The organism is Pseudomonas sp. RIT-PI-o, assembly GCF_001297215.1.
Taxonomy (GTDB): Bacteria; Pseudomonadota; Gammaproteobacteria; order Pseudomonadales; family Pseudomonadaceae; genus Aquipseudomonas; species Aquipseudomonas moraviensis_A.
In genome coordinates this window covers 110,763-129,179 of record NZ_LHPA01000027.1, presented here as the reverse complement: position 1 = coordinate 129,179, position 18,417 = coordinate 110,763, and the positions used below count along the sequence as shown (strand labels likewise).

Sequence of the window (18,417 nt, the reverse complement as noted above, 5' to 3'; positions counted from 1 at the left end):
GCAGTTACTTGCATAGATCTGACCAGTGTTCGCATGGCCAACGGGCGAAAGCAGCCATCGACGACCGGTCGCTAGGACCTCAGAGCCACCCCTCACGGAGGACAGCTAACCGCCAAAAGCAGGCTGTCAGCTACATGTTGTCTTTGAAAGCAGTGTATAAGTCTGATTGCAAGGCGATTGAAAAAAGACTGAGAAATTTATACTGATTTTCATGGCGACAACACAACATTTGGTAATTAGCATTATTAACCTTAGAGGAGGCACTATTTTTATATGAGCGATTTTGAAACCAAGGATAAAACTACGGGTAGTCCAGCCCAGCCTGGAATATCGAACTTTTTTGATATTCCTACAGATACCTTGAGGAAAGAATTTTCACTGCAGGAACTTTCAGAAAAAATTAACTCCCTAGTCCTTCCAGACTCAGGATTTAAGGAAATTTCCTCATGGGAGGAGTTCGAGTCTATTCGAGGGATGCTTCGATTTCTTGCCAACTACAAAGAGCGAACAGAGAGCGAGTACTTTATTTCTCCCCAAGCGGAGCTAATCTACAACCTAGTTAACTTACAGGGTGAGGCTCAGCAAAAAGCTTTAGGCATCACCGTTGATCTGTATAAGTCAAACGCCAAGGCAAAAACTTGGCGGCGAAAATTGTCGTCGATTGTGCACCCTGACAAGTGTAAGCATTCAGGTGCCACGTCGGCTACAGAAGAGCTTAACCGATTGCATGAGGAGATGATTAAACATGGGCGATGAAGATAAGCAAATACGCCCACTTTTCAATAGTCGCCAAGGTATCGATTTCGACCTGAAGCAAAACTTGCCTGCCAATCTTAACCTCGGTGCCGCACGTCGCACATTTAATGCTTGGCAGTCAGGAACACTGACTGATTCAACGGGGCAGATTTGGTTAGATGAGCAGTGTCTAAGTGATATCTGGAGGACGGATCATGCAACTGCTGCATTTTTCGTAGGAGGCATAATACCTCGCGACAGAGCAAATTTTTCTGGTCGTCAGTGTGTGAGGTATTCAGCTGTGGTGTACAGACTTAACGAGATACTTCAAGGACCAATAACGAATAAGCGTCGCGAATACCTGCGCTTATCCGAAATCATCGGCCTGCACGCTCGGGACGCGAGTCAGGCCGAGGTGCTAAGACTGCAAAATTCAGAGTCTGTTAATGATGCCAAAAGGCGGTTGAAAGCGGATAGAATTCGAGCATACAACATTAAACTTGATGAACTTACTGGTCATACCTTGGAACTTAGCACTTGTGAATTTCACCATGTGCGACGACAGTCAGGACATTCCGATCTGATCGGTATGATTTGGAACGGGCTGATAATAAATAAATCAACCCACAACGTCATCACCAGCAATAATATTTCTGACGAACATCAACTGTACACGCTCTGCATTTCAATGGCCTGGCTTACAGATTGGTACGAGCATTATAAAAGGGATGTGGCTGCGCACTATTTTGGAGGTGGACGGTACTGAGCGTTCACATCCTCGTATAAACTTGCGGAGACCTTTTCCAAGGAATACCTGAGCTTATTCCGAGCCCAGGGATTCCCGCGCGAAGGAGTATCTGGATATAATCGTTCATCACCGAGAACTTTTACTTCATAACAGACTTTATTAAGATAGCTTTATCCAATTAGTGGCCAGTCGTGAATTACTGTTTTCTCCCTTCAGCTATGCGTACGATGGACTACATCGAATGCAAACGACTGGCAAATTGCAGAGCAATTTCCATCAAGCGATCCGCTGATATGAAGGGCGACTATGTAAGCTACCCATTGGTTTTCTGAGCTTTCTTAAGTGTCCATTCATCAATCATATCGGCCCAGTCCTGCAACATCGCACGACGCTGATCCCGGTACTCGGCCTTATTGTAGACTGCTCGAACACCTTTCTGCTCGTGCGCAAGACACTTCTCGATCCAATCAGAGTTGTAGCCCGCCTCATGCAACAGCGTGCTGGCCGTACGTCGCAGGTCGTGAGGACCGAACTTGCCTAGGGGCACCCCTTCCTTTTGGGCAAGGCGATAGGTCAGCGTCAGTACCTGGTTAATCGTGGCCGCACTCATTGGCAAATCAGAGTCGTAGCGTGACGGCAAAACGTAGTCTGAACCTCCTGCCAAGGTTTTCAACGCGATGAAGAAATCCAATGCCTGCTGGGAAAGAAACACCAAATGAGGGTTACGACGCTTCATCCGCTCTTTGGGGATCGTCCACAGCGCCTCGCTGAAATTGATCTCACTCCACGTCGCGTTGGTCAGCTCGCTCTTGCGCACCATCGTCAGCAGAAGGAGCTTTGCCGCAGCACGAACCGAAGTCGCTGTTCCGATCCGATCCATGTACTGGTACATCAGCGCAATTTCATCAGGCGTCAGCGCCCGATCACGTGGCTCAAATTTGGCGATGCTGGCAGACCTCACTAGATCCGCTGGGTTTTCAACCTTCTGGCCACGCTCAATGGCCCAGCGATAGACCTGTAGCACGATCTCACGGGAGTGGACAGCAGTTGCAGGCGCCCCCCGCTCCACTATCGCATCAGTCAGCGCCCGCAGATCCTCATGAGTGATTTCAGCCAGCTTCTGATTGCCAAACTTCGGCTTCAATTCGCGCTCGTAGACTGATCGGCGCATGTCGCGTGTCGAATCCGCCATCTGATAGCCGCGCAGCCATTTTTCAGCCCAATCATCAAATGTCTCAGCACCCTTCGTGCGCGCCTTCGCACGCGCCTTCTCCTTAGCTGGCGACTTACCCGCGGCGATCATCTTCTTCGCCTCCCCTAGCCTCTCACGCGCCTCTGCCAGGGTGATCCCGCCCAAGCCATAACGACCGAAGGTGACGGTCTCCTGCCGGCCATTGATGGAGTAGTTGTAGCGAAAGGAGATTGAGCCGGCCGGTGTAACCGCCACGTACAAGCCATCGCGGTCAATCACCTTGTAGAGCTTGTCTTGCGGCTTGAGGTTTCGAAGCTTGGTATCAGTGAGCATGGCTTCCATTTATTCCATGAAAAAATACCATGCTCTGAAAAGCGCGGAAGAATGGGGCTTAACCCCAGTAAAACCGGGCCTCTTGGCTATCCCGATACCATGTCCATCCTGAAACAGGGGACATGGTATCAAGTGTCATGCATGGCATAGGATGCAGTTGGTACCCCGTACCATGCCATAAAAAAACTATGCTTGGCGATGCAAAACGCTGCCTGAACTTGCCAGACCCAAAAAGCCAAAAGCCCGCAATTACGCGGGCTCCAGGGCATTTCTTGCTAGATCGTGCCCGGCAGTGCCGGACATAGGATCATTCCCACTCAATCGTCGCCGGTGGCTTGCTCGATACGTCGTAGGTAACGCGCGAGATGCCTTCGATTTCGTTGATGATGCGGCCGGAGACGGTTTCCAGCAGTTCGTAAGGCAGGTGTGCCCAACGTGCGGTCATGAAGTCGATGGTTTCCACGGCACGCAGGGCCACGACCCAGGCGTAACGACGGCCGTCGCCGACCACGCCCACCGATTTCACTGGCTGGAACACCACGAACGCCTGGCTGACCTTGTGGTACCAGTCGGCCTTGCGCAGTTCTTCGATGAAGATGTGGTCGGCGCGACGCAGCAGGTCGGCGTATTCCTTTTTCACTTCACCGAGGATGCGCACGCCCAGGCCCGGGCCCGGGAACGGGTGACGGTAGACCATGTCGTACGGCAGGCCCAGTTCCAGACCCAGACGACGGACTTCGTCCTTGAACAGTTCGCGCAGTGGCTCGACCAGTTTCAGGTTCATCTCTTCCGGCAGGCCGCCCACGTTGTGGTGCGACTTGATCACGTGGGCCTTGCCGCTTTTCGCGCCAGCCGACTCGATCACGTCCGGGTAGATGGTGCCTTGCGCGAGGTACTTGATGTTTTCCAGTTTGTTCGACTGGGCATCGAAGACGTCGATGAAGGTGCGGCCGATGATCTTGCGCTTCTTCTCCGGGTCGGCTTCGCCGGCCAGGTTGTTGAGGAACTGCTCTTCAGCGTTGGCGCGGATCACTTTGACGCCCATGTTCTCGGCAAACATGGCCATCACTTGCTCGCCTTCGTGCAGACGCAGCAGGCCGTTGTCGACGAACACGCAGGTCAACTGGTCGCCGATGGCCTTGTGCAGCAGCGCAGCAACCACCGAGGAATCAACGCCGCCGGACAGGCCCAACAGAACGTTGTCGGTGCCGACCTGGGCACGGATGTTGGCGATGGCGTCTTCAGCGATCTTCGACGGCGTCCACAGGGCTTCACAGCCGCAGATGTCGAGCACGAAGCGCGAAAGGATGCGCCCGCCCTGCTTGGTGTGGGTCACTTCCGGGTGGAACTGCACGCCGTAGTATGCGCGATCGTCGTTGAACATACCGGCGATCGGGCAGCTCGGGGTGCTGGCGAGGATGTGGAAGTCTTCCGGCATCTTCGTGACTTTGTCACCGTGGCTCATCCACACGTCGAGGCCGAACAGGCCGTCGGCGTCGATGTGGTCTTCGATGCCGTCGAGCAGGCGGCTCTTGCCGACCACGTCAACGCGGGCGTAACCGAACTCACGCAGTTCGGAACCTTCAACCTTGCCGCCCAGTTGCTCGGCCATGGTCTGCATGCCGTAGCAGATGCCGAATACCGGAACGCCCAGATCGAACACCGCCTGCGGGCAGCGCGGGCTGTTGGCTTCGTGAACGGACTCGGGGCCGCCGGCGAGGATGACGCCTTTAGGGGCGAATTCGCGGATCGCATCTTCGTCCATGTCGAACGGGTGCAGTTCGCAGTACACGCCGATCTCGCGCACGCGGCGGGCAATCAGCTGGGTGTATTGCGAACCGAAGTCGAGGATCAGGATGCGGTGAGCGTGAATGTCGAGGGCCATGACTCATTCTCATGTAGTGAATCAGAAACAACTCGGGGCTGAATGAACAGCCCCGGTGATTTAACGTTTTGCTGGAAGCCTCAACCTACGCGGTAGTTCGGCGCTTCCTTGGTGATCTGCACGTCGTGAACGTGGGATTCGGCCATGCCGGCACCGGTGATCCGCACGAACTCGGGCTTGGTGCGCATTTCTTCGATGTTGGCGCTGCCGGTGTAACCCATCGAAGAACGCAGACCGCCCATCAACTGGTGAATGATCGCGCTCAGGGTGCCTTTGTACGGCACACGGCCCTCGATGCCTTCCGGAACCAGTTTCTCGGCACCTGCCGAGGAGTCCTGGAAGTAACGGTCGGACGAGCCCTGGGCCTGGGACATGGCGCCCAGCGAACCCATGCCGCGATAAGCCTTGTACGAACGGCCCTGGAACAGTTCGATCTCGCCCGGTGCTTCTTCGGTACCGGCAAACATCGAGCCCATCATCACGCAGGACGCACCGGCGACGATGGCCTTGGACAGGTCACCGGAGAACCGGATACCGCCGTCGGCGATCAACGGAACGCCGGTGCCTTCAAGGGCAGCGGCGACGTTGGCGATGGCGCTGATTTGCGGCACGCCGACACCGGCGACGATACGGGTGGTGCAGATCGAGCCAGGGCCGATACCGACCTTGACTGCGTCGGCGCCCGCTTCGGCCAGAGCCTTGGCGGCAGCGCCGGTGGCGATGTTACCGCCGATCACCTGCACTTCAGGGAAGTTCTCTTTGACCCAGCGCACGCGGTCGATCACGCCTTTGGAGTGACCGTGCGCAGTGTCGACCACCACCACGTCCACGCCGGCGTTGACCAGTGCGGTCACGCGATCACCGGTGTCTTTACCGGTGCCGACCGCAGCGCCAACGCGCAGACGACCTTGGTCATCCTTGCTGGCCAGCGGATAGGCTTTGGCTTTTTCGATGTCGTTGACGGTCATCATGCCTTTGAGGGCGAATTTGTCGTCGACGATCAGCACGCGCTCGATGCGGTGCTTGTGCAGCAGTTCGCGTACGTCGTTCTTGTCGGCGCCTTCCTTGACCGTGACCAGACGCTCTTTAGGCGTCATCACTTCGCGGACAGTGGCTTCCAGACGGTTTTCGAAACGTACGTCGCGGGAGGTGACGATGCCGACCAGGTCGCCATCGTGCAGTACCGGAACGCCGGAAATGTTGTGCAGACGGGTCAGTTCGAACAGATCACGCACCGTGGCATCGGCCTCGATGGTGATGGGATCCTTGACCACACCGGCTTCGAACTTCTTGACCTTGCGCACTTCGGCAGCTTGCTGCTCGATGGTCATGTTCTTGTGGATAATGCCGATGCCACCTTCCTGAGCCATGGCAATTGCCAGACGGGCTTCAGTAACGGTGTCCATGGCGGCAGAAACCAGAGGAATATTCAGTTCGATGCCACGGGTAAGACGGGTCTTCAGACTGACTTCGTTGGGAAGCACCTCGGAATAACCGGGCACTAGGAGAATGTCGTCGAATGTCAGAGCTTCTTGGCTGATACGCAGCATCGCGGGGGCTCCCGAGCGGGAAAATGGAAGCGCGCCATTATAGTCAGACGCCCCCTGCTGTTCAATGTAAAACTCAGCCTAATTGATAGATGGAAAACCCCGCTTTCCGTAGGAGCTGCCGAAGGCTGCGATCTTTTGACTTTGCTTTTCAAAGGCAAGATCAAAAGATCGCAGCCTTCGGCAGCTCCTACAGGGATCAGAGCTCGACCTTTACCCAACTTACAGGTTGATCGAGCCAATCGGCGAACTCGTCGATAAAGCTCTGCTTGAACCCCGCCTCCAGCCAGTTATTGAAAATGAAACCGAGGTTGGAAAACGCGCATTCCTGCAAAAACAGGAAACCGTTGATGTCGTCTTCATGCCCGCATTCAGGGCAGGTGAAATTGTCGGTGCGTCCTGGAAACCAGTCTTCGAGGCTTTCGAACAGCGCCTCGCCCACTTCGCGGCGGCACTCGGCGCAACCGGCCTCTTCGAGAAAACCCTTGGCCGGGGTGTAGATGCAGCGTTTGGTGACGATCTCCAGGCCATTGATCGGCTCGCCGAACGGCAGCGCTTCGGGGTGCAGAACGACAGCGCGGGCACCCTCGGCGATGGCGTGGGCCATGCGGTTGCCGGTGCGGCCGCAAGTAGTCAGCTGTTCTTCGATGATGTTCTTGCGCACCAGCCAGCGCACGATCGCCCGCGCCCGGGGTTCGTGCACCGGCAGGGTGGAGATTTTCGGGACGATGATGCTTTGCGTGTTCATGGTCGAGCCTGCTGAAAATACCGGGATCCCCCTGTAGGAGTGAGCCTGCTCGCGATAGCGGTGGGTCAGACGCACCAATTTTGATTGATGCACTGCTATCGCGAGCAGGCTCACTCCTACAGGGAAACTGCGGCCGGCAGCTTAATCCCTGAAGAAATCCGGTCAAGTGCTGAAATAGCGCACGATCAAGGCAATCCCGCTGACCAGCACCAGCCAGGTCACCAGCCGCACAAATGCCTCGCGCGACAACCTCATGGTCAGCCGCCGGCCGATCCACAAGCCCAGCGCCATGGCCGGTAGCAGACACAGGGCCAGCATCAACAAGGGTAGCTCGGCATATACACCGGCGATGGCGAACAGGCTCAAACGCACCACCGTGCTGCAACTGATCAGCGCACTTTGCGTGGCCCGCGCCGCTTCCTTGGGCAGACGACTGTTCAGATAAATGGCATAAAGAAACCCGCCGCTGCCAAACAAAGCGCCGAACAACCCGCCGACCGCGCCCATCGGCACCGCCCACGCCGCTGACAACTGCGTCGGCCGGGCTTTGACCCACAGGCTGTAGATCGCATAAGCGCTGATGAACAGCCCCATCAACAACAGCAACAGATCGGATTTCAGATTCAGCAGGAAGATCACCCCCAGCGTGCAGCCGATCGCCATGCACGGCAGCAGCCTGAGCAATTCCGGCCTGGCGACGTCCCGCCGCGAGGGCAGCAGATTGCCGAATGCCGCGACGAAATCCAGCAGCACCAGCAACGGCACGATTTTCGACAACGGCATGAACAGAATCAGAATCGGCCCCGCCACCAGCGCCGTGCCGAAACCGGCGATGCCGAACACGATGTATGCCAGCGCAATGCCCAGCCCGATCACCGCCCAACCGCCAGCGCCCCACGACCATGTGCCCAACAGCTCCATCATGCTCATTGTCCGCATCCCTTATAAGACCGCGCTGACTCTACCATTCCCCTGTAGGAGTGAGCCTGCTCGCGATAGCGGTGTGTCAGTCGACAACAGCTTTGACTGACTCACCGCTATCGCGAGCAGGCTCACTCCTACAGTGGATCGGTGGTGATTGACGGGCAAATGCCTTTAAACTGCGCCCCATGATTAAAGATCCCTTTGCAAGACTTGGCCTGGACCGTGAAGTCCTGACCGTCAGCCAGCTCAACGGCCGCGCGCGGGTGTTGCTTGAAGACGTGTTCAGCAACATCTGGGTCGAAGGCGAAATCTCCAACCTGGCGCGCCCGGCGTCCGGCCACGTCTACTTCACCCTCAAGGACAGCGGCGCGCAGGTGCGTTGCGCGTTGTTCCGGCAGAACGCCGCGCGCGTGCGCCAGGCACTGAAGGACGGTCTGGCGGTCAAGGTGCGCGGCAAGGTTTCGCTGTTCGAAGGCCGCGGCGACTATCAACTGATCCTCGACACCGTCGAGCCGGCCGGTGATGGTGCGCTGCGTCTGGCCTTCGATGCACTGAAGGAAAAGCTCAGCGCCGAAGGCCTGTTCAGTGCCGAACGCAAGGTGCCGCTGCCCGCGCATCCGCAACGCATCGGCATCATCAGTTCGCCGACCGGCGCGGTGATTCGCGACATCATCAGCGTATTCCGCCGCCGTGCGCCGCAAGTGCAACTGACCCTGATTCCCACCGCCGTGCAGGGCCGCGAGGCCACCGCGCAGATTGTCCGCGCGCTGAAAATGGCCGATGCCCGTGGCTTTGACGCGCTGATCCTGGCCCGTGGCGGCGGCTCGCTGGAGGACCTCTGGTGCTTCAACGAAGAAGCCGTGGCCCGCGCGGTCGATGGCTGTGTCACGCCGATCGTCAGCGCCGTCGGCCATGAAACCGATGTGTCGATCAGCGACTTTGTCGCCGACGTCCGCGCACCGACACCCTCGGCCGCCGCCGAATTGCTCGCCCCGGATTCCAGCCATCTGATCCGTCAGGTCGAGAGCCTGCATCGCCGCCTGGTAATGCGCATGCGTGATCGCTTGATGCGTGATCGCCTGCGTCTGGAAGGCATGGCGCGGCGGCTGCGGCATCCCGGCGAACGTCTGCGCCAGCAGGCCCAGCGTCTGGACGATCTGGACATGCGCATGCGTCGTGCCTTCGAGCGCAGTCTCAATACCCGCCGCGAACGCCTGATCCGTCTGGAAACCCGCCTCGCCGGGCAACATCCGGGGCGCCAACTGGCGATGCTCCGTCAGCGCCTCGAAAGTCTCGCCGAACGTCTGCCCCGCGCCATGCGCGATGGTCTGAAACAGCGCCGACAGCAATTGCACAGTCAGATGCAGACCCTGCATGTGGTCAGCCCGTTGGCGACCCTCGGTCGTGGTTACAGCATTTTGCTCGACGAGCGCGGCCACGCGATTCGCAACGCTGCACAGACTCACACCGGCCAGCGTCTGAAAGCCAGGCTAGGCGAAGGCGAACTGCAAGTGCGCGTCGAGGACAATCACCTGACGCCCGTCACCCTTTCTTTACTGGACTGATCCATGCCGCGTTTTCTGGCTCCACTGCTGTTGCTCTGCCTGACCTTCAACGCCCATGCCGACAGTTACATCACTCGGCTGCTGAACAAACCGGTACCAGGCGGCGTCGCCGTGGTGGATCTGGGCACCGCCGCGCAGGCGCCGAAAGCCACCTATCAGGGCAAGCCGGTGCTGGTGGTCAAGGAGCAGAACAACTGGCTGGCGATCGTAGGCGTACCGCTCACGGTCAAGCCCGGTGGGCAGCAGATCAGCAGCGCTGGGCGCAATCTGCCCTTCACCGTCGGCAGCAAGAAATACCCGGAACAGCACATCACCCTGAAGAACAAACAGCAGGTCAACCCTAACGCCGACAACCTCAAGCGCATCGAGGGTGAACTGGCGGAACAGATCGCGGCTTACCGCAGTTTCAGCCCGAACACGCCGAGCAATCTGCTGCTGGACAAACCGGTCAACGGGCCGCTGTCGAGCAAGTTCGGTGTGCGCCGCTTCTTCAATGGCGAGGAGCGTAACCCTCATGCCGGACTGGATTTCGCGGTGCCGGCAGGCACGCCGATCAAGACCCCGGCGGCGGGCAAGGTGATTTTGATCGGCAATTACTTCTTCAATGGCAACACGGTGTTCGTCGATCATGGCCAGGGATTCATCAGCATGTTCTGCCATATGTCGAAGATCGATGTGAAAAACGGCCAGCAACTGGCCCGCGGTGCGGTGGTGGGCAAGGTCGGTGCGACCGGCCGGGCGACCGGGCCGCATATGCACTGGAATGTCAGCCTGAATGATGCGCGGGTGGATCCGGCGATTTTCATTGGTGCCTTCCAACCCTGAATACTGTGTTGAGGCCGCTGGCCTCATCGCGATCAGGCTCACTCCTACATTGGACTGGTGTTGTGAACACGATCAACTGTAGGAGTGAGCCTGCTCGCGATGGCGGCTTATGCTGTACTCAAACACCCCTGACACCCCATCGGTCTCAATTGCGCCCCAATCAAACCTCGCGCAAATATCACAACGATCAGCGGACTTCAGCGCAATAAAATCCCGCAAAAACTCTCTTTCCGGGTATTCCTCTCAATTTTTTCCGACTGCTTGCCATCCTTTCCCCTCGCGGTTAGGGTTGAAGCCATGAAAACCTCTCACACCCTCATTCAGCTTCGCCAGCACCGCAGCCTGTGCCTCGTCAGCGCACGACTGCCAGGCTGAATCGCTGCGCCTCGTCCCACGCTTTTCCAAGAACATTCGTTCAACCGGCAGGCCGCCTCTATTCGGCCCAGACAACAAGGAATTTCCCGATGAGCATGCTCAAAGACCCGTCTTCGAAATACCGCGCGTTTCCCGTCATCAACTTGCCGGATCGCACCTGGCCGTCGAAAACCATCGACGCCGCGCCGATCTGGTGCAGCTCCGACCTGCGTGACGGCAACCAGTCGCTGATCGAACCGATGGACGCGGCGAAGAAGCTGCGCTTCTGGAAAACCCTGGTGCAGGTGGGCGTGAAGGAAATCGAAGCGTCGTTCCCGGCCGCTTCGCAAACCGACTTCGACTTCGTGCGTACGCTGATCGAGGAAGGCCACATCCCGGACGACACCACCATTCAAGTGCTGACCCAGGGCCGTGAAGACCTGATCGAACGCACCTTCGAATCCCTGCGCGGGGCGAAGAAAGCCATCGTCCACCTGTACAACGCCACCTCGCCTTCTTTCCGGCGCATCGTCTTCAACCAGGACAAGGATGGCATCAAGGCCATCGCGGTCAATGCCGCCAAGCTGTTCGTCAAATACGCAGCCATGCAGCCAGACACCGAGTGGACCTTCGAATACTCGCCGGAAACCTTCAGCGCCACCGAGCTGGAATTCGCCAAGGAAGTCTGTGACGCCGTGATCGAGGTGTGGAACCCGACGCCTGAGCACAAGATGATCCTCAACCTGCCGGCCACGGTTGAATGCGCGACGCCAAACGTCTACGCCGACCAGATCGAATGGTTCGGCCGCAACATCAATCGTCGTGACAGCGTGATTATCAGCCTGCACACCCACAACGACCGTGGCACCGGCGTGGCCGCCACCGAGCTGGGCCTGATGGCCGGCGCCGACCGGGTCGAAGGTTGCCTGTTCGGCAACGGCGAGCGCACCGGTAACGTCGACCTCGTCACCGTCGCGTTGAACATGTACACCCAGGGCGTCGATCCTGAGCTGGACTTCTCCGACATCGACGGCGTGCGCAAGGTCGTCGAAGAGTGCAACCAGATCCAGGTGCACCCGCGTCACCCGTACGTTGGCGATCTGGTGCACACCGCGTTCTCTGGCTCGCACCAGGACGCGATCCGCAAGGGTTTCGCCCAGCAGAAACCGGACACCCTGTGGGAAGTGCCGTACCTGCCGATCGACCCGGCCGACATCGGCCGCAGCTACGAGGCGGTGATCCGCGTCAACAGCCAGTCGGGCAAGGGCGGTATCGCTTACCTGCTGGAGCAGGAATACGGCATCAGCCTGCCACGTCGCATGCAGATCGAGTTCAGCCAGGTCGTACAGCGTGAAACCGATCGCTTGGGCCTGGAGATGACTGCCAAGCAGATTCACTCGCTGTTGATCAGCGAATACCTGCAAGCCAACACCCCGTATGCGCTGGTCAGCCATCGCCTGCAGGAAGAAAACGGCAACAGCGCCGTCGAAGTCGAAGTGGCCAGCAAAGGTCAGGGCGAAACCAACCTGCACTGGCGCGGCAAGGGCAACGGCGCACTGGAAGCCCTGGTCGCCGGCCTGCCGATTCCGGTGGAGATCATGGACTACAACGAACACGCAATCGGCGCGGGCACCAACGCCAAAGCAGCGGCCTACATCGAGCTGCGTGTGAATGGCGAGCGTGCAGTGCACGGCGTGGGTATCGATGAAAACATCACCACCGCCAGCTTCAAGGCGCTGTTCAGCGCACTGAACCGCTCGTTGAGCCAGCCTGAAGCGAAAGCGGCGTAATTGACCACTGAAATGCGAAAGGCCCCGAAGTGCAAACTCCGGGGCCTTTTTTGTTGTAGATCAAAGGATCGCAGCCTTCGGCAGCTCCTACAGGATGTACGCCGTCCCAATGTAGGAGCTGCCGAAGGCTGCGATCTTTTGCTTTTCAAGTGAACTGGAAGGTATCGGCATCCAGGTTCGCCGGAAAGCGCTCCCGATAGGCCGCCAACGGCGCAGCTTCCAGAATCACTTTGAACACGCCATCCGCCTCCCCCGCCGCCAGCAAGGTTTCGCCCTGGAAATCCAGCACCTGACTGTCACCGGTATACGCGAAGCCCTTGCCATCGCTGCCCACCCGATTCACCGCCGCTACGTAGCAGAGGTTTTCAATCGCACGCGCCGGCAGCAGGCGATTCCAGTGCAGACGCCGTGCGCCCGGCCAGTTCGCGGTGTAGAGCAGCAGATCGGTGTCCTGCGCGTCGCGGCTCCACACCGGGAAACGCAGGTCGTAGCAGATCAGCGGACGAATCCGCCAGCCCTTGAGTTCGAACTGCACCTGACGCTCGCCCGGGGTGTAATGGTTGTGCTCGCCGGCCATGCGGAACAGGTGACGCTTGTCGTAATGCAGCACTTCGCCGTCCGGCCGCGCCCACAGCAGGCGGTTACGATGGCTGCCGTCAGCCGCCTGAATGATCACGCTGCCAGTGATGACCGCATCGAACTTCGCTGCCTGCGTCCGCAGCCATTTGCTGGTCGGACCGTTTTCCGCCTCGGCGAGGGTTTCCGATTCCATGGAAAACCCGGTGGTGAACATCTCCGGGAGGATGATCAGATCGGCACCACGGGCCTGCTCCAGCAATAGCTCGAAATGCTCGAGGTTGGCCCGGCGATCGTGCCAGGCCAGGCTCGTCTGGATCAGCGCCAGGGTCAGGTCTGGCAATGTACTCAGATCACGCATAGTTTCGCCGCCGCTTCACGCAGCGTCTCCTCGCGTTTGGCAAAGCACAGGCGTATCAGGCGCTGGCCTTGCGGTGGATTCTGGTAGAACACCGACACCGGAATGCTCGCGACACCGTGCTCGCGGGTCATCCATATGGCCATGTCGGCATCATTCAGATCAGGACGGATCTGCGAATAATCGACCAGCTGGAAATAGGTGCCGCTGACCCGGGTGAAGCTAAATCGCGACGGCGCCAGCAGATCGCAGAACAGATCGCGCTTGGCCTGATAGAAACCCGGCAACTGTTCAACGTGCTCCGGGTGCTCGGCCATGTAGTCGGCCAGCGCGTATTGCAGCGGTGTCACGCCACAGAAACTCACGTACTGATGCACTTTACGCAGCTCGGCCGTCAGGGCCGGCGGCGCGACGACGTAGCCGGTTTTCCAGCCAGTGACGTGGTAAGTCTTGCCGAACGAGCTGACCACGAACGCGCGCTGATACAGCTCTTCATGGGCCAGCACGCTGACATGCGGTACGCCGTCGAACACCAGGTGTTCGTAGACTTCGTCGCTGATCAGGTAGATGTCGCGATCACGGATCAACGCCGCCAGTTGATCGAGCTCGTCGCGGCTGATCAAGGCGCCGCTCGGGTTGTGCGGGGTGTTGATGACGATCATTTTCGTGCGCGGGCTCAGGGCCGCGGCGAGCTGGTCGAAATCGATGGAGAAATCGTCCGGGTTCAGTTGCACATGCACGCAACGGCCACCCGCCAACTCCGTGGCCGGTGCGTAGCTGTCGTAGCACGGATCGAACACGATGACTTCGTCGCCGCTGTGGATAACTGCCTGAATCGCGCAGAAGATTGCCTGAGTCGCACCGGGCGTCACTGTCACTTCGTGATCGGCATCGACATTCACGCCATAACTGCGCGCGATCTTCGCTGCGATCTGCTCACGCAACGCCGGCAATCCGGTCATCGGCGAATACTGGTTATGGCCACTGGCGATATGCCGCCCGACCGCATCACGCAGCGACTGCGGCCCGTCGAAATCCGGGAAACCCTGAGACAGGTTGATCGCGCCGGTCTGCGCCGCGAGCTGAGACATCTGCGTGAAAATAGTGATGCCGACATTCGGCAGCTTGCTGGTGATCATCGGGGGTTCTCTGCTCAACACCCGGCTCTGACGACGGCGCGGGAGAGCCCGAGGATAGCCCATCCGGCGCTCATAAAAAAAGGGCGCCTGAACGGCGCCCTTCTTCTTTGCCAGCACACCGAACTCTGTGGCGAGGGAGCTTGCTCCCGCTCGGCTGCGCAGCAGTCGCAAAGCAGCCCGATGCGTTCTGTCTGAACGACTACGGTTGCAGGCTTCGGGATCGCTTCGCGATCCAGCGGGAGCAAGCTCCCTCGCCACAAAAGTCCCACTCCAGACAGTCAATCACTTCTTGTCGCGGCGCTTCTTGCTGGCTTTCTTGTTGTGCGACATCAAGCGACGCTTCTTGTTGACCTGGCGGTCGGTCAGCGTGTTCTTGTTGCCTTCGTACGGGTTCTCGCCGCCCTTGAACTCGATGCGGATCGGCGTACCGACCAACTTGAGTACACGACGGTAAGTGTTTTCCAGATAGCGCACGTACGACTTCGGCACTTTCTCGATCTGGTTACCGTGGATCACGATGATCGGCGGGTTCGCGCCACCCAGGTGAGCGTAACGCAGCTTGATCCGGCGGTTGTTGACCATCGGTGGCGCGTGCTCGCCTACCGCATCTTCCAGAATCTGGGTGAGACGGTTGGTCGGCCAGCGGGTAACCGCGGACTTGAACGAGTTCTGCACCGAGGCGTAGAGGTTGCCCACGCCAGTACCGTGCAGCGCCGAGATGAAGTGGATGTCGGCGTAGTCAACGAAGAACAGCCGGCGCTGCAGCTCGACCTTGACGAAGTCGCGCTCGCTCGGCGTCATGCCGTCCCATTTGTTGATCGCGATGACCAGCGCACGACCGGATTCGATCGCGAAGCCCAGCAGGTTCAAGTCGTGATCGACCACACCCTCGCGGGCGTCCATGACGAAGATCACCACGTTGGCGTCTTTGATCGCCTGCAGGGTTTTGACCACGGAGAATTTTTCGACTTCTTCATGGATCTTGCCGCGCTTGCGCACACCAGCGGTGTCGATCAGCGTGTACTTCTCTTCATTGCGCTCGAACGGAATGTAGATACTGTCGCGGGTGGTGCCGGGCTGGTCATACACGATGACGCGGTCTTCACCGAGCATGCGGTTGACCAGAGTCGACTTGCCGACGTTAGGACGGCCGATGATGGCGATCTTGATCCCGTCTTTCTCGCTCGGGCCAGGAATGCGCTTGGCTTCCTCGCCTTCGGCGACGACTTCTTCCTCTTCACCTTCAGCCGGCTCGTCATCATCGCGCGGGAATTCGCTCAGGGCGGCTTCCAGCAGTTGCGTGATGCCACGGCCGTGGGCGCCGGCGATCGGGATCGCGTGGCCCATGCCCAGCGGGGCGAATTCGGCGCGGGCCATTTCCGGGTCTATGTTGTCGACCTTGTTGGCCACCACGTGGGAACGCTTGTTACGTTTGCGCAAATGCTCGGCGATCATCTGGTCGGCAGCGGTAAAACCGGCCTTGGCATCTACCAGAAACAGCACCACATCGGCTTCTTCGATGGCCAGCAGCGACTGCTCGGCCATTTTTTCGTCCATACCATGTTCGTCACCGGAGATACCGCCGGTGTCGATCAGAATGTAGGAACGCCCTTGCCACTTGGCCTCACCGTACTGGCGATCACGGGTCAGACCGGACAGGTCGCCGACGATGGCGTCACGAGTCCTGGTCAGGCGGTTGAACAAGGTGGACTTGCCGACGTTCGGTCGGCCCACCAGGGCGATTACGGGAACCATGCGGCTCTCCACTGCGTTATTTCAGAAAATACAAAAGCCGCTGCGAGGCAGCGGCTGGTGCTCGGGGCAACACCCGGGGGCGCTGCAAAACCCTGCTGATGCAGGGCCGCTTGGGGATGAACCCCAAGCATAGTTGTTACTTGATGGTCAGGGCTTCCAGTTTGCCGCTGTTGCCATACACATAAATCGTGTCGCCCACCACCAGCGGACGGGCACGCAGGCCGTCGCTGTCGATGCGTTCACGGCCGACGAAACGACCGTCGACCTGACTCAGCAGGTGCAGATAACCTTCCAGGTCACCCACAGCTACGTAGCTGGAGAACACTTCCGGTGCCGACAGTTGACGGCGAGCCAACGAATCGTTGCTCCACAGTGCAGTGGTCGAACGCTCGTCGACGCCTTCAACGGTGCCCGAGGACAGGCTGACGTAAACGCTGCCGAAACCCTGAGCGATACCGGCGTAGCTCGACGCATCGCGCTGCCACAGTTGGCGACCGCTTTCCAGGTCCAGTGCCGCCACGCGACCCTGATAGCTGGCGACGTACAGCGTGCCGCCGGACAACAGCAGACCGCCGTCGATGTCGACCACGCGCTCCAGTTCCGAACGACCCTGTGGAATGGCGATGCGTTGTTCCCACACCGGCACGCCGTTGGTGATATCCAGCGCGACCACTTTACCGGTCGACAGGCCAGCTACCGCCAGACGATTGGTCACCAGCGGAGCACTGGTGCCACGCAGGGTCAGGACCGCCGGGGTGCTGTCATACACCCAGCGCTGGTTGCCAGTGGCAGCGTCCAGACCGATCAGACGATCGTCCTGGGTCTGTACAACCACCACGTCGCCGTTGTTGGCCGGCGGCGCGAGGACTTCACTGTTGACGCGGGCACGCCACTTCTCTTCACCATTGCTGGTATCGAGCGCGACAACTTCGCCACGCAGGGTACCGATCAGTACCAGACCGTAACCCACGCCAACGGCGCCGGAGACAGGCAGTTCCAGATCCTGGTCCCACTTCACGTCGCCGTTGCTGCGATCCAGCGCCATCACCACGCCAGTGACATCAGCGGCGTAGATGGTGTCACCGTCGATCGCCGGCACCAGCATGTTGTAGGTTTCGCCCTGACCGTCACCGATCGAGCGGCTCCACTGCTTGTGCAGAACCACTTCTTCTTTGAAGTCGGTCAGTTCGGCCGGTGGCAATTCTTTCTTGCTGTTGCTGCTGCAACCCGCGGCCAGAAGGGCCAGAGCCAGCAATGCTGCATGCTTCCAACGGATCACGTCACGCATCCCCTTTGGCCAGGTCGTCGAGCTTGATTTGAAGGCCACCGACCGCCGCTTCATCCGACAGTGCCGCCTTGGCTTTTTGATACGCCTTGTTCGCGTCATCGGTACGGCCCAAGCGCACCAGCAGGTCGCCCTTGAGTTCTTCGCGAGTGGCCAGGAACGCTTTGTCGGCATCGCCGTCGAGCAGTTTCAAGGCGTCTTCAGCCTTGTCCTGCGCGCCCAGCACCTGCGCCAGACGCTGACGGGCGATTTCGCCCAGCGCCGGGTTGGCCGGTTTGTCGACAATGGCTTTCAGCTCGGTCGCCGCGTCGTCCAGCTTGCCGCTGTCAACCGCTACTTTGGCGACGAACAGGCTGCCGTACTGCGCGTAGGCCGAACCGCCGTATTCGCTGTTGAGCTTGCCGGCCAGATCCGCAACACGGGCGGCATCAGGCTTGCCGTCAGGCGTCAGGGTGGTTTCCAGCAATTGCTGATAGAGCACCGAGGCGCCTTGCGACTGGTTGCTCTGGTATTTGTGATAAGCCTGCCAGCCGAACACGATGACCAGCGCCAACAGGCCGCCGGTGACCAGAGGTTTGCCGTTGCGTGTCCACCAGTCCTTCAAATCCGCCAACTGTTCGTCTTCGGTACTCGACACCCCAATACTCCTTAATCGCTA

15 protein-coding genes are annotated in these 18,417 nt (G+C 58.9%); 5 read left to right on the top strand and 10 right to left on the bottom strand.

Annotated elements, in window-relative coordinates:
* Positions 1-273 precede the first annotated feature (273 nt).
* Entirely contained in the window at positions 274-756 is a 483-nt protein-coding gene (locus tag AEQ63_RS18660; RefSeq protein WP_064364345.1) for a hypothetical protein, read from the top strand.
* A complete protein-coding gene (locus tag AEQ63_RS28295; RefSeq protein WP_152972389.1) occupies positions 746-1,501 on the top strand; it encodes a hypothetical protein in 756 nt (251 codons plus the stop codon). Before AEQ63_RS18660 ends, AEQ63_RS28295 begins: the two co-directional genes overlap by 11 nt.
* A gap of 295 nt (positions 1,502-1,796) precedes the next feature.
* On the opposite strand, the gene AEQ63_RS18655 is transcribed toward AEQ63_RS28295, so the two are convergent.
* From AEQ63_RS18655 to AEQ63_RS18635, 5 genes are all read right to left on the bottom strand, one after another.
* Positions 1,797-3,008, bottom strand: a complete 1,212-nt coding sequence (locus AEQ63_RS18655; RefSeq protein WP_064364369.1) for a tyrosine-type recombinase/integrase — start codon at positions 3,006-3,008, stop codon at positions 1,797-1,799.
* Between the two features lie 307 nt (positions 3,009-3,315).
* Positions 3,316-4,893: a glutamine-hydrolyzing GMP synthase gene (guaA, locus tag AEQ63_RS18650; protein WP_042608327.1), complete on the bottom strand. Its 1,578-nt coding sequence runs from the start codon at positions 4,891-4,893 to the stop codon at positions 3,316-3,318.
* Between the two features lie 80 nt (positions 4,894-4,973).
* Entirely contained in the window at positions 4,974-6,443 is a 1,470-nt protein-coding gene (guaB, locus tag AEQ63_RS18645; protein WP_016773343.1) for an IMP dehydrogenase, read from the bottom strand.
* A gap of 196 nt (positions 6,444-6,639) precedes the next feature.
* Entirely contained in the window at positions 6,640-7,188 is a 549-nt protein-coding gene (locus AEQ63_RS18640; RefSeq protein ID WP_064364344.1) for a hypothetical protein, read from the bottom strand.
* Between the two features lie 162 nt (positions 7,189-7,350).
* On the bottom strand, positions 7,351-8,118 hold the full coding sequence (locus tag AEQ63_RS18635) for a sulfite exporter TauE/SafE family protein (protein WP_064364343.1): 768 nt from the start codon (positions 8,116-8,118) through the stop codon (positions 7,351-7,353).
* Positions 8,119-8,297: 179 nt separating this feature from the next.
* Here AEQ63_RS18635 and xseA point away from each other — a divergent pair, with 179 nt between their 5' ends.
* The 3 genes from xseA (at position 8,298) to leuA (ending at position 12,646) form a co-directional block, all read left to right on the top strand.
* Complete coding sequence (gene xseA, locus AEQ63_RS18630) at positions 8,298-9,677, top strand: exodeoxyribonuclease VII large subunit (protein ID WP_064364342.1); 1,380 nt, start codon at positions 8,298-8,300, stop codon at positions 9,675-9,677.
* Between the two features lie 3 nt (positions 9,678-9,680).
* The gene (locus AEQ63_RS18625; protein WP_042608331.1) at positions 9,681-10,502 is read left to right on the top strand and encodes a peptidoglycan DD-metalloendopeptidase family protein; all 822 of its coding nucleotides are present in this window, start codon (positions 9,681-9,683) and stop codon (positions 10,500-10,502) included.
* Positions 10,503-10,966: 464 nt separating this feature from the next.
* On the top strand, positions 10,967-12,646 hold the full coding sequence (gene leuA, locus AEQ63_RS18620; protein ID WP_042608332.1) for a 2-isopropylmalate synthase: 1,680 nt from the start codon (positions 10,967-10,969) through the stop codon (positions 12,644-12,646).
* Positions 12,647-12,791: 145 nt separating this feature from the next.
* On the opposite strand, the gene AEQ63_RS18615 is transcribed toward leuA, so the two are convergent.
* The 5 genes from AEQ63_RS18615 to AEQ63_RS18595 form a co-directional block, all read right to left on the bottom strand.
* Complete coding sequence (locus tag AEQ63_RS18615; protein ID WP_064364341.1) at positions 12,792-13,583, bottom strand: amidohydrolase; 792 nt, start codon at positions 13,581-13,583, stop codon at positions 12,792-12,794.
* Positions 13,571-14,719 (bottom strand): pyridoxal phosphate-dependent aminotransferase, encoded by a 1,149-nt coding sequence (locus AEQ63_RS18610; RefSeq protein WP_064364340.1) that lies wholly within the window; start codon positions 14,717-14,719, stop codon positions 13,571-13,573. The genes AEQ63_RS18615 and AEQ63_RS18610 overlap by 13 nt, the downstream gene beginning before the upstream one ends.
* A gap of 282 nt (positions 14,720-15,001) precedes the next feature.
* On the bottom strand, positions 15,002-16,474 hold the full coding sequence (der, locus tag AEQ63_RS18605) for a ribosome biogenesis GTPase Der (protein WP_024014210.1): 1,473 nt from the start codon (positions 16,472-16,474) through the stop codon (positions 15,002-15,004).
* Between the two features lie 136 nt (positions 16,475-16,610).
* Positions 16,611-17,762 (bottom strand): outer membrane protein assembly factor BamB, encoded by a 1,152-nt coding sequence (gene bamB / locus AEQ63_RS18600; protein WP_064364339.1) that lies wholly within the window; start codon positions 17,760-17,762, stop codon positions 16,611-16,613.
* Positions 17,755-18,396 carry a tetratricopeptide repeat protein gene (locus AEQ63_RS18595; protein WP_016773334.1) on the bottom strand — a complete coding sequence of 214 codons (642 nt, stop codon included), beginning with the start codon at positions 18,394-18,396 and terminating at the stop codon, positions 17,755-17,757. The genes bamB and AEQ63_RS18595 overlap by 8 nt, the downstream gene beginning before the upstream one ends.
* Positions 18,397-18,417: the final 21 nt, after the last annotated feature.

Coding starts and splice junctions, on each gene's coding strand:
- AEQ63_RS18660 (WP_064364345.1), top strand. CDS start 274: ATGAGCGATTTTGAAACCAAGGATAAAACTACGGGTAGTCCAGCCCAG.
- AEQ63_RS28295 (WP_152972389.1), top strand. CDS start 746: ATGGGCGATGAAGATAAGCAAATACGCCCACTTTTCAATAGTCGCCAA.
- AEQ63_RS18655 (WP_064364369.1), bottom strand. CDS start 3,008: ATGCTCACTGATACCAAGCTTCGAAACCTCAAGCCGCAAGACAAGCTC.
- guaA (WP_042608327.1), bottom strand. CDS start 4,893: ATGGCCCTCGACATTCACGCTCACCGCATCCTGATCCTCGACTTCGGT.
- guaB (WP_016773343.1), bottom strand. CDS start 6,443: ATGCTGCGTATCAGCCAAGAAGCTCTGACATTCGACGACATTCTCCTA.
- AEQ63_RS18640 (WP_064364344.1), bottom strand. CDS start 7,188: ATGAACACGCAAAGCATCATCGTCCCGAAAATCTCCACCCTGCCGGTG.
- AEQ63_RS18635 (WP_064364343.1), bottom strand. CDS start 8,118: ATGAGCATGATGGAGCTGTTGGGCACATGGTCGTGGGGCGCTGGCGGT.
- xseA (WP_064364342.1), top strand. CDS start 8,298: ATGATTAAAGATCCCTTTGCAAGACTTGGCCTGGACCGTGAAGTCCTG.
- AEQ63_RS18625 (WP_042608331.1), top strand. CDS start 9,681: ATGCCGCGTTTTCTGGCTCCACTGCTGTTGCTCTGCCTGACCTTCAAC.
- leuA (WP_042608332.1), top strand. CDS start 10,967: ATGAGCATGCTCAAAGACCCGTCTTCGAAATACCGCGCGTTTCCCGTC.
- AEQ63_RS18615 (WP_064364341.1), bottom strand. CDS start 13,583: ATGCGTGATCTGAGTACATTGCCAGACCTGACCCTGGCGCTGATCCAG.
- AEQ63_RS18610 (WP_064364340.1), bottom strand. CDS start 14,719: ATGATCACCAGCAAGCTGCCGAATGTCGGCATCACTATTTTCACGCAG.
- der (WP_024014210.1), bottom strand. CDS start 16,474: ATGGTTCCCGTAATCGCCCTGGTGGGCCGACCGAACGTCGGCAAGTCC.
- bamB (WP_064364339.1), bottom strand. CDS start 17,762: ATGCGTGACGTGATCCGTTGGAAGCATGCAGCATTGCTGGCTCTGGCC.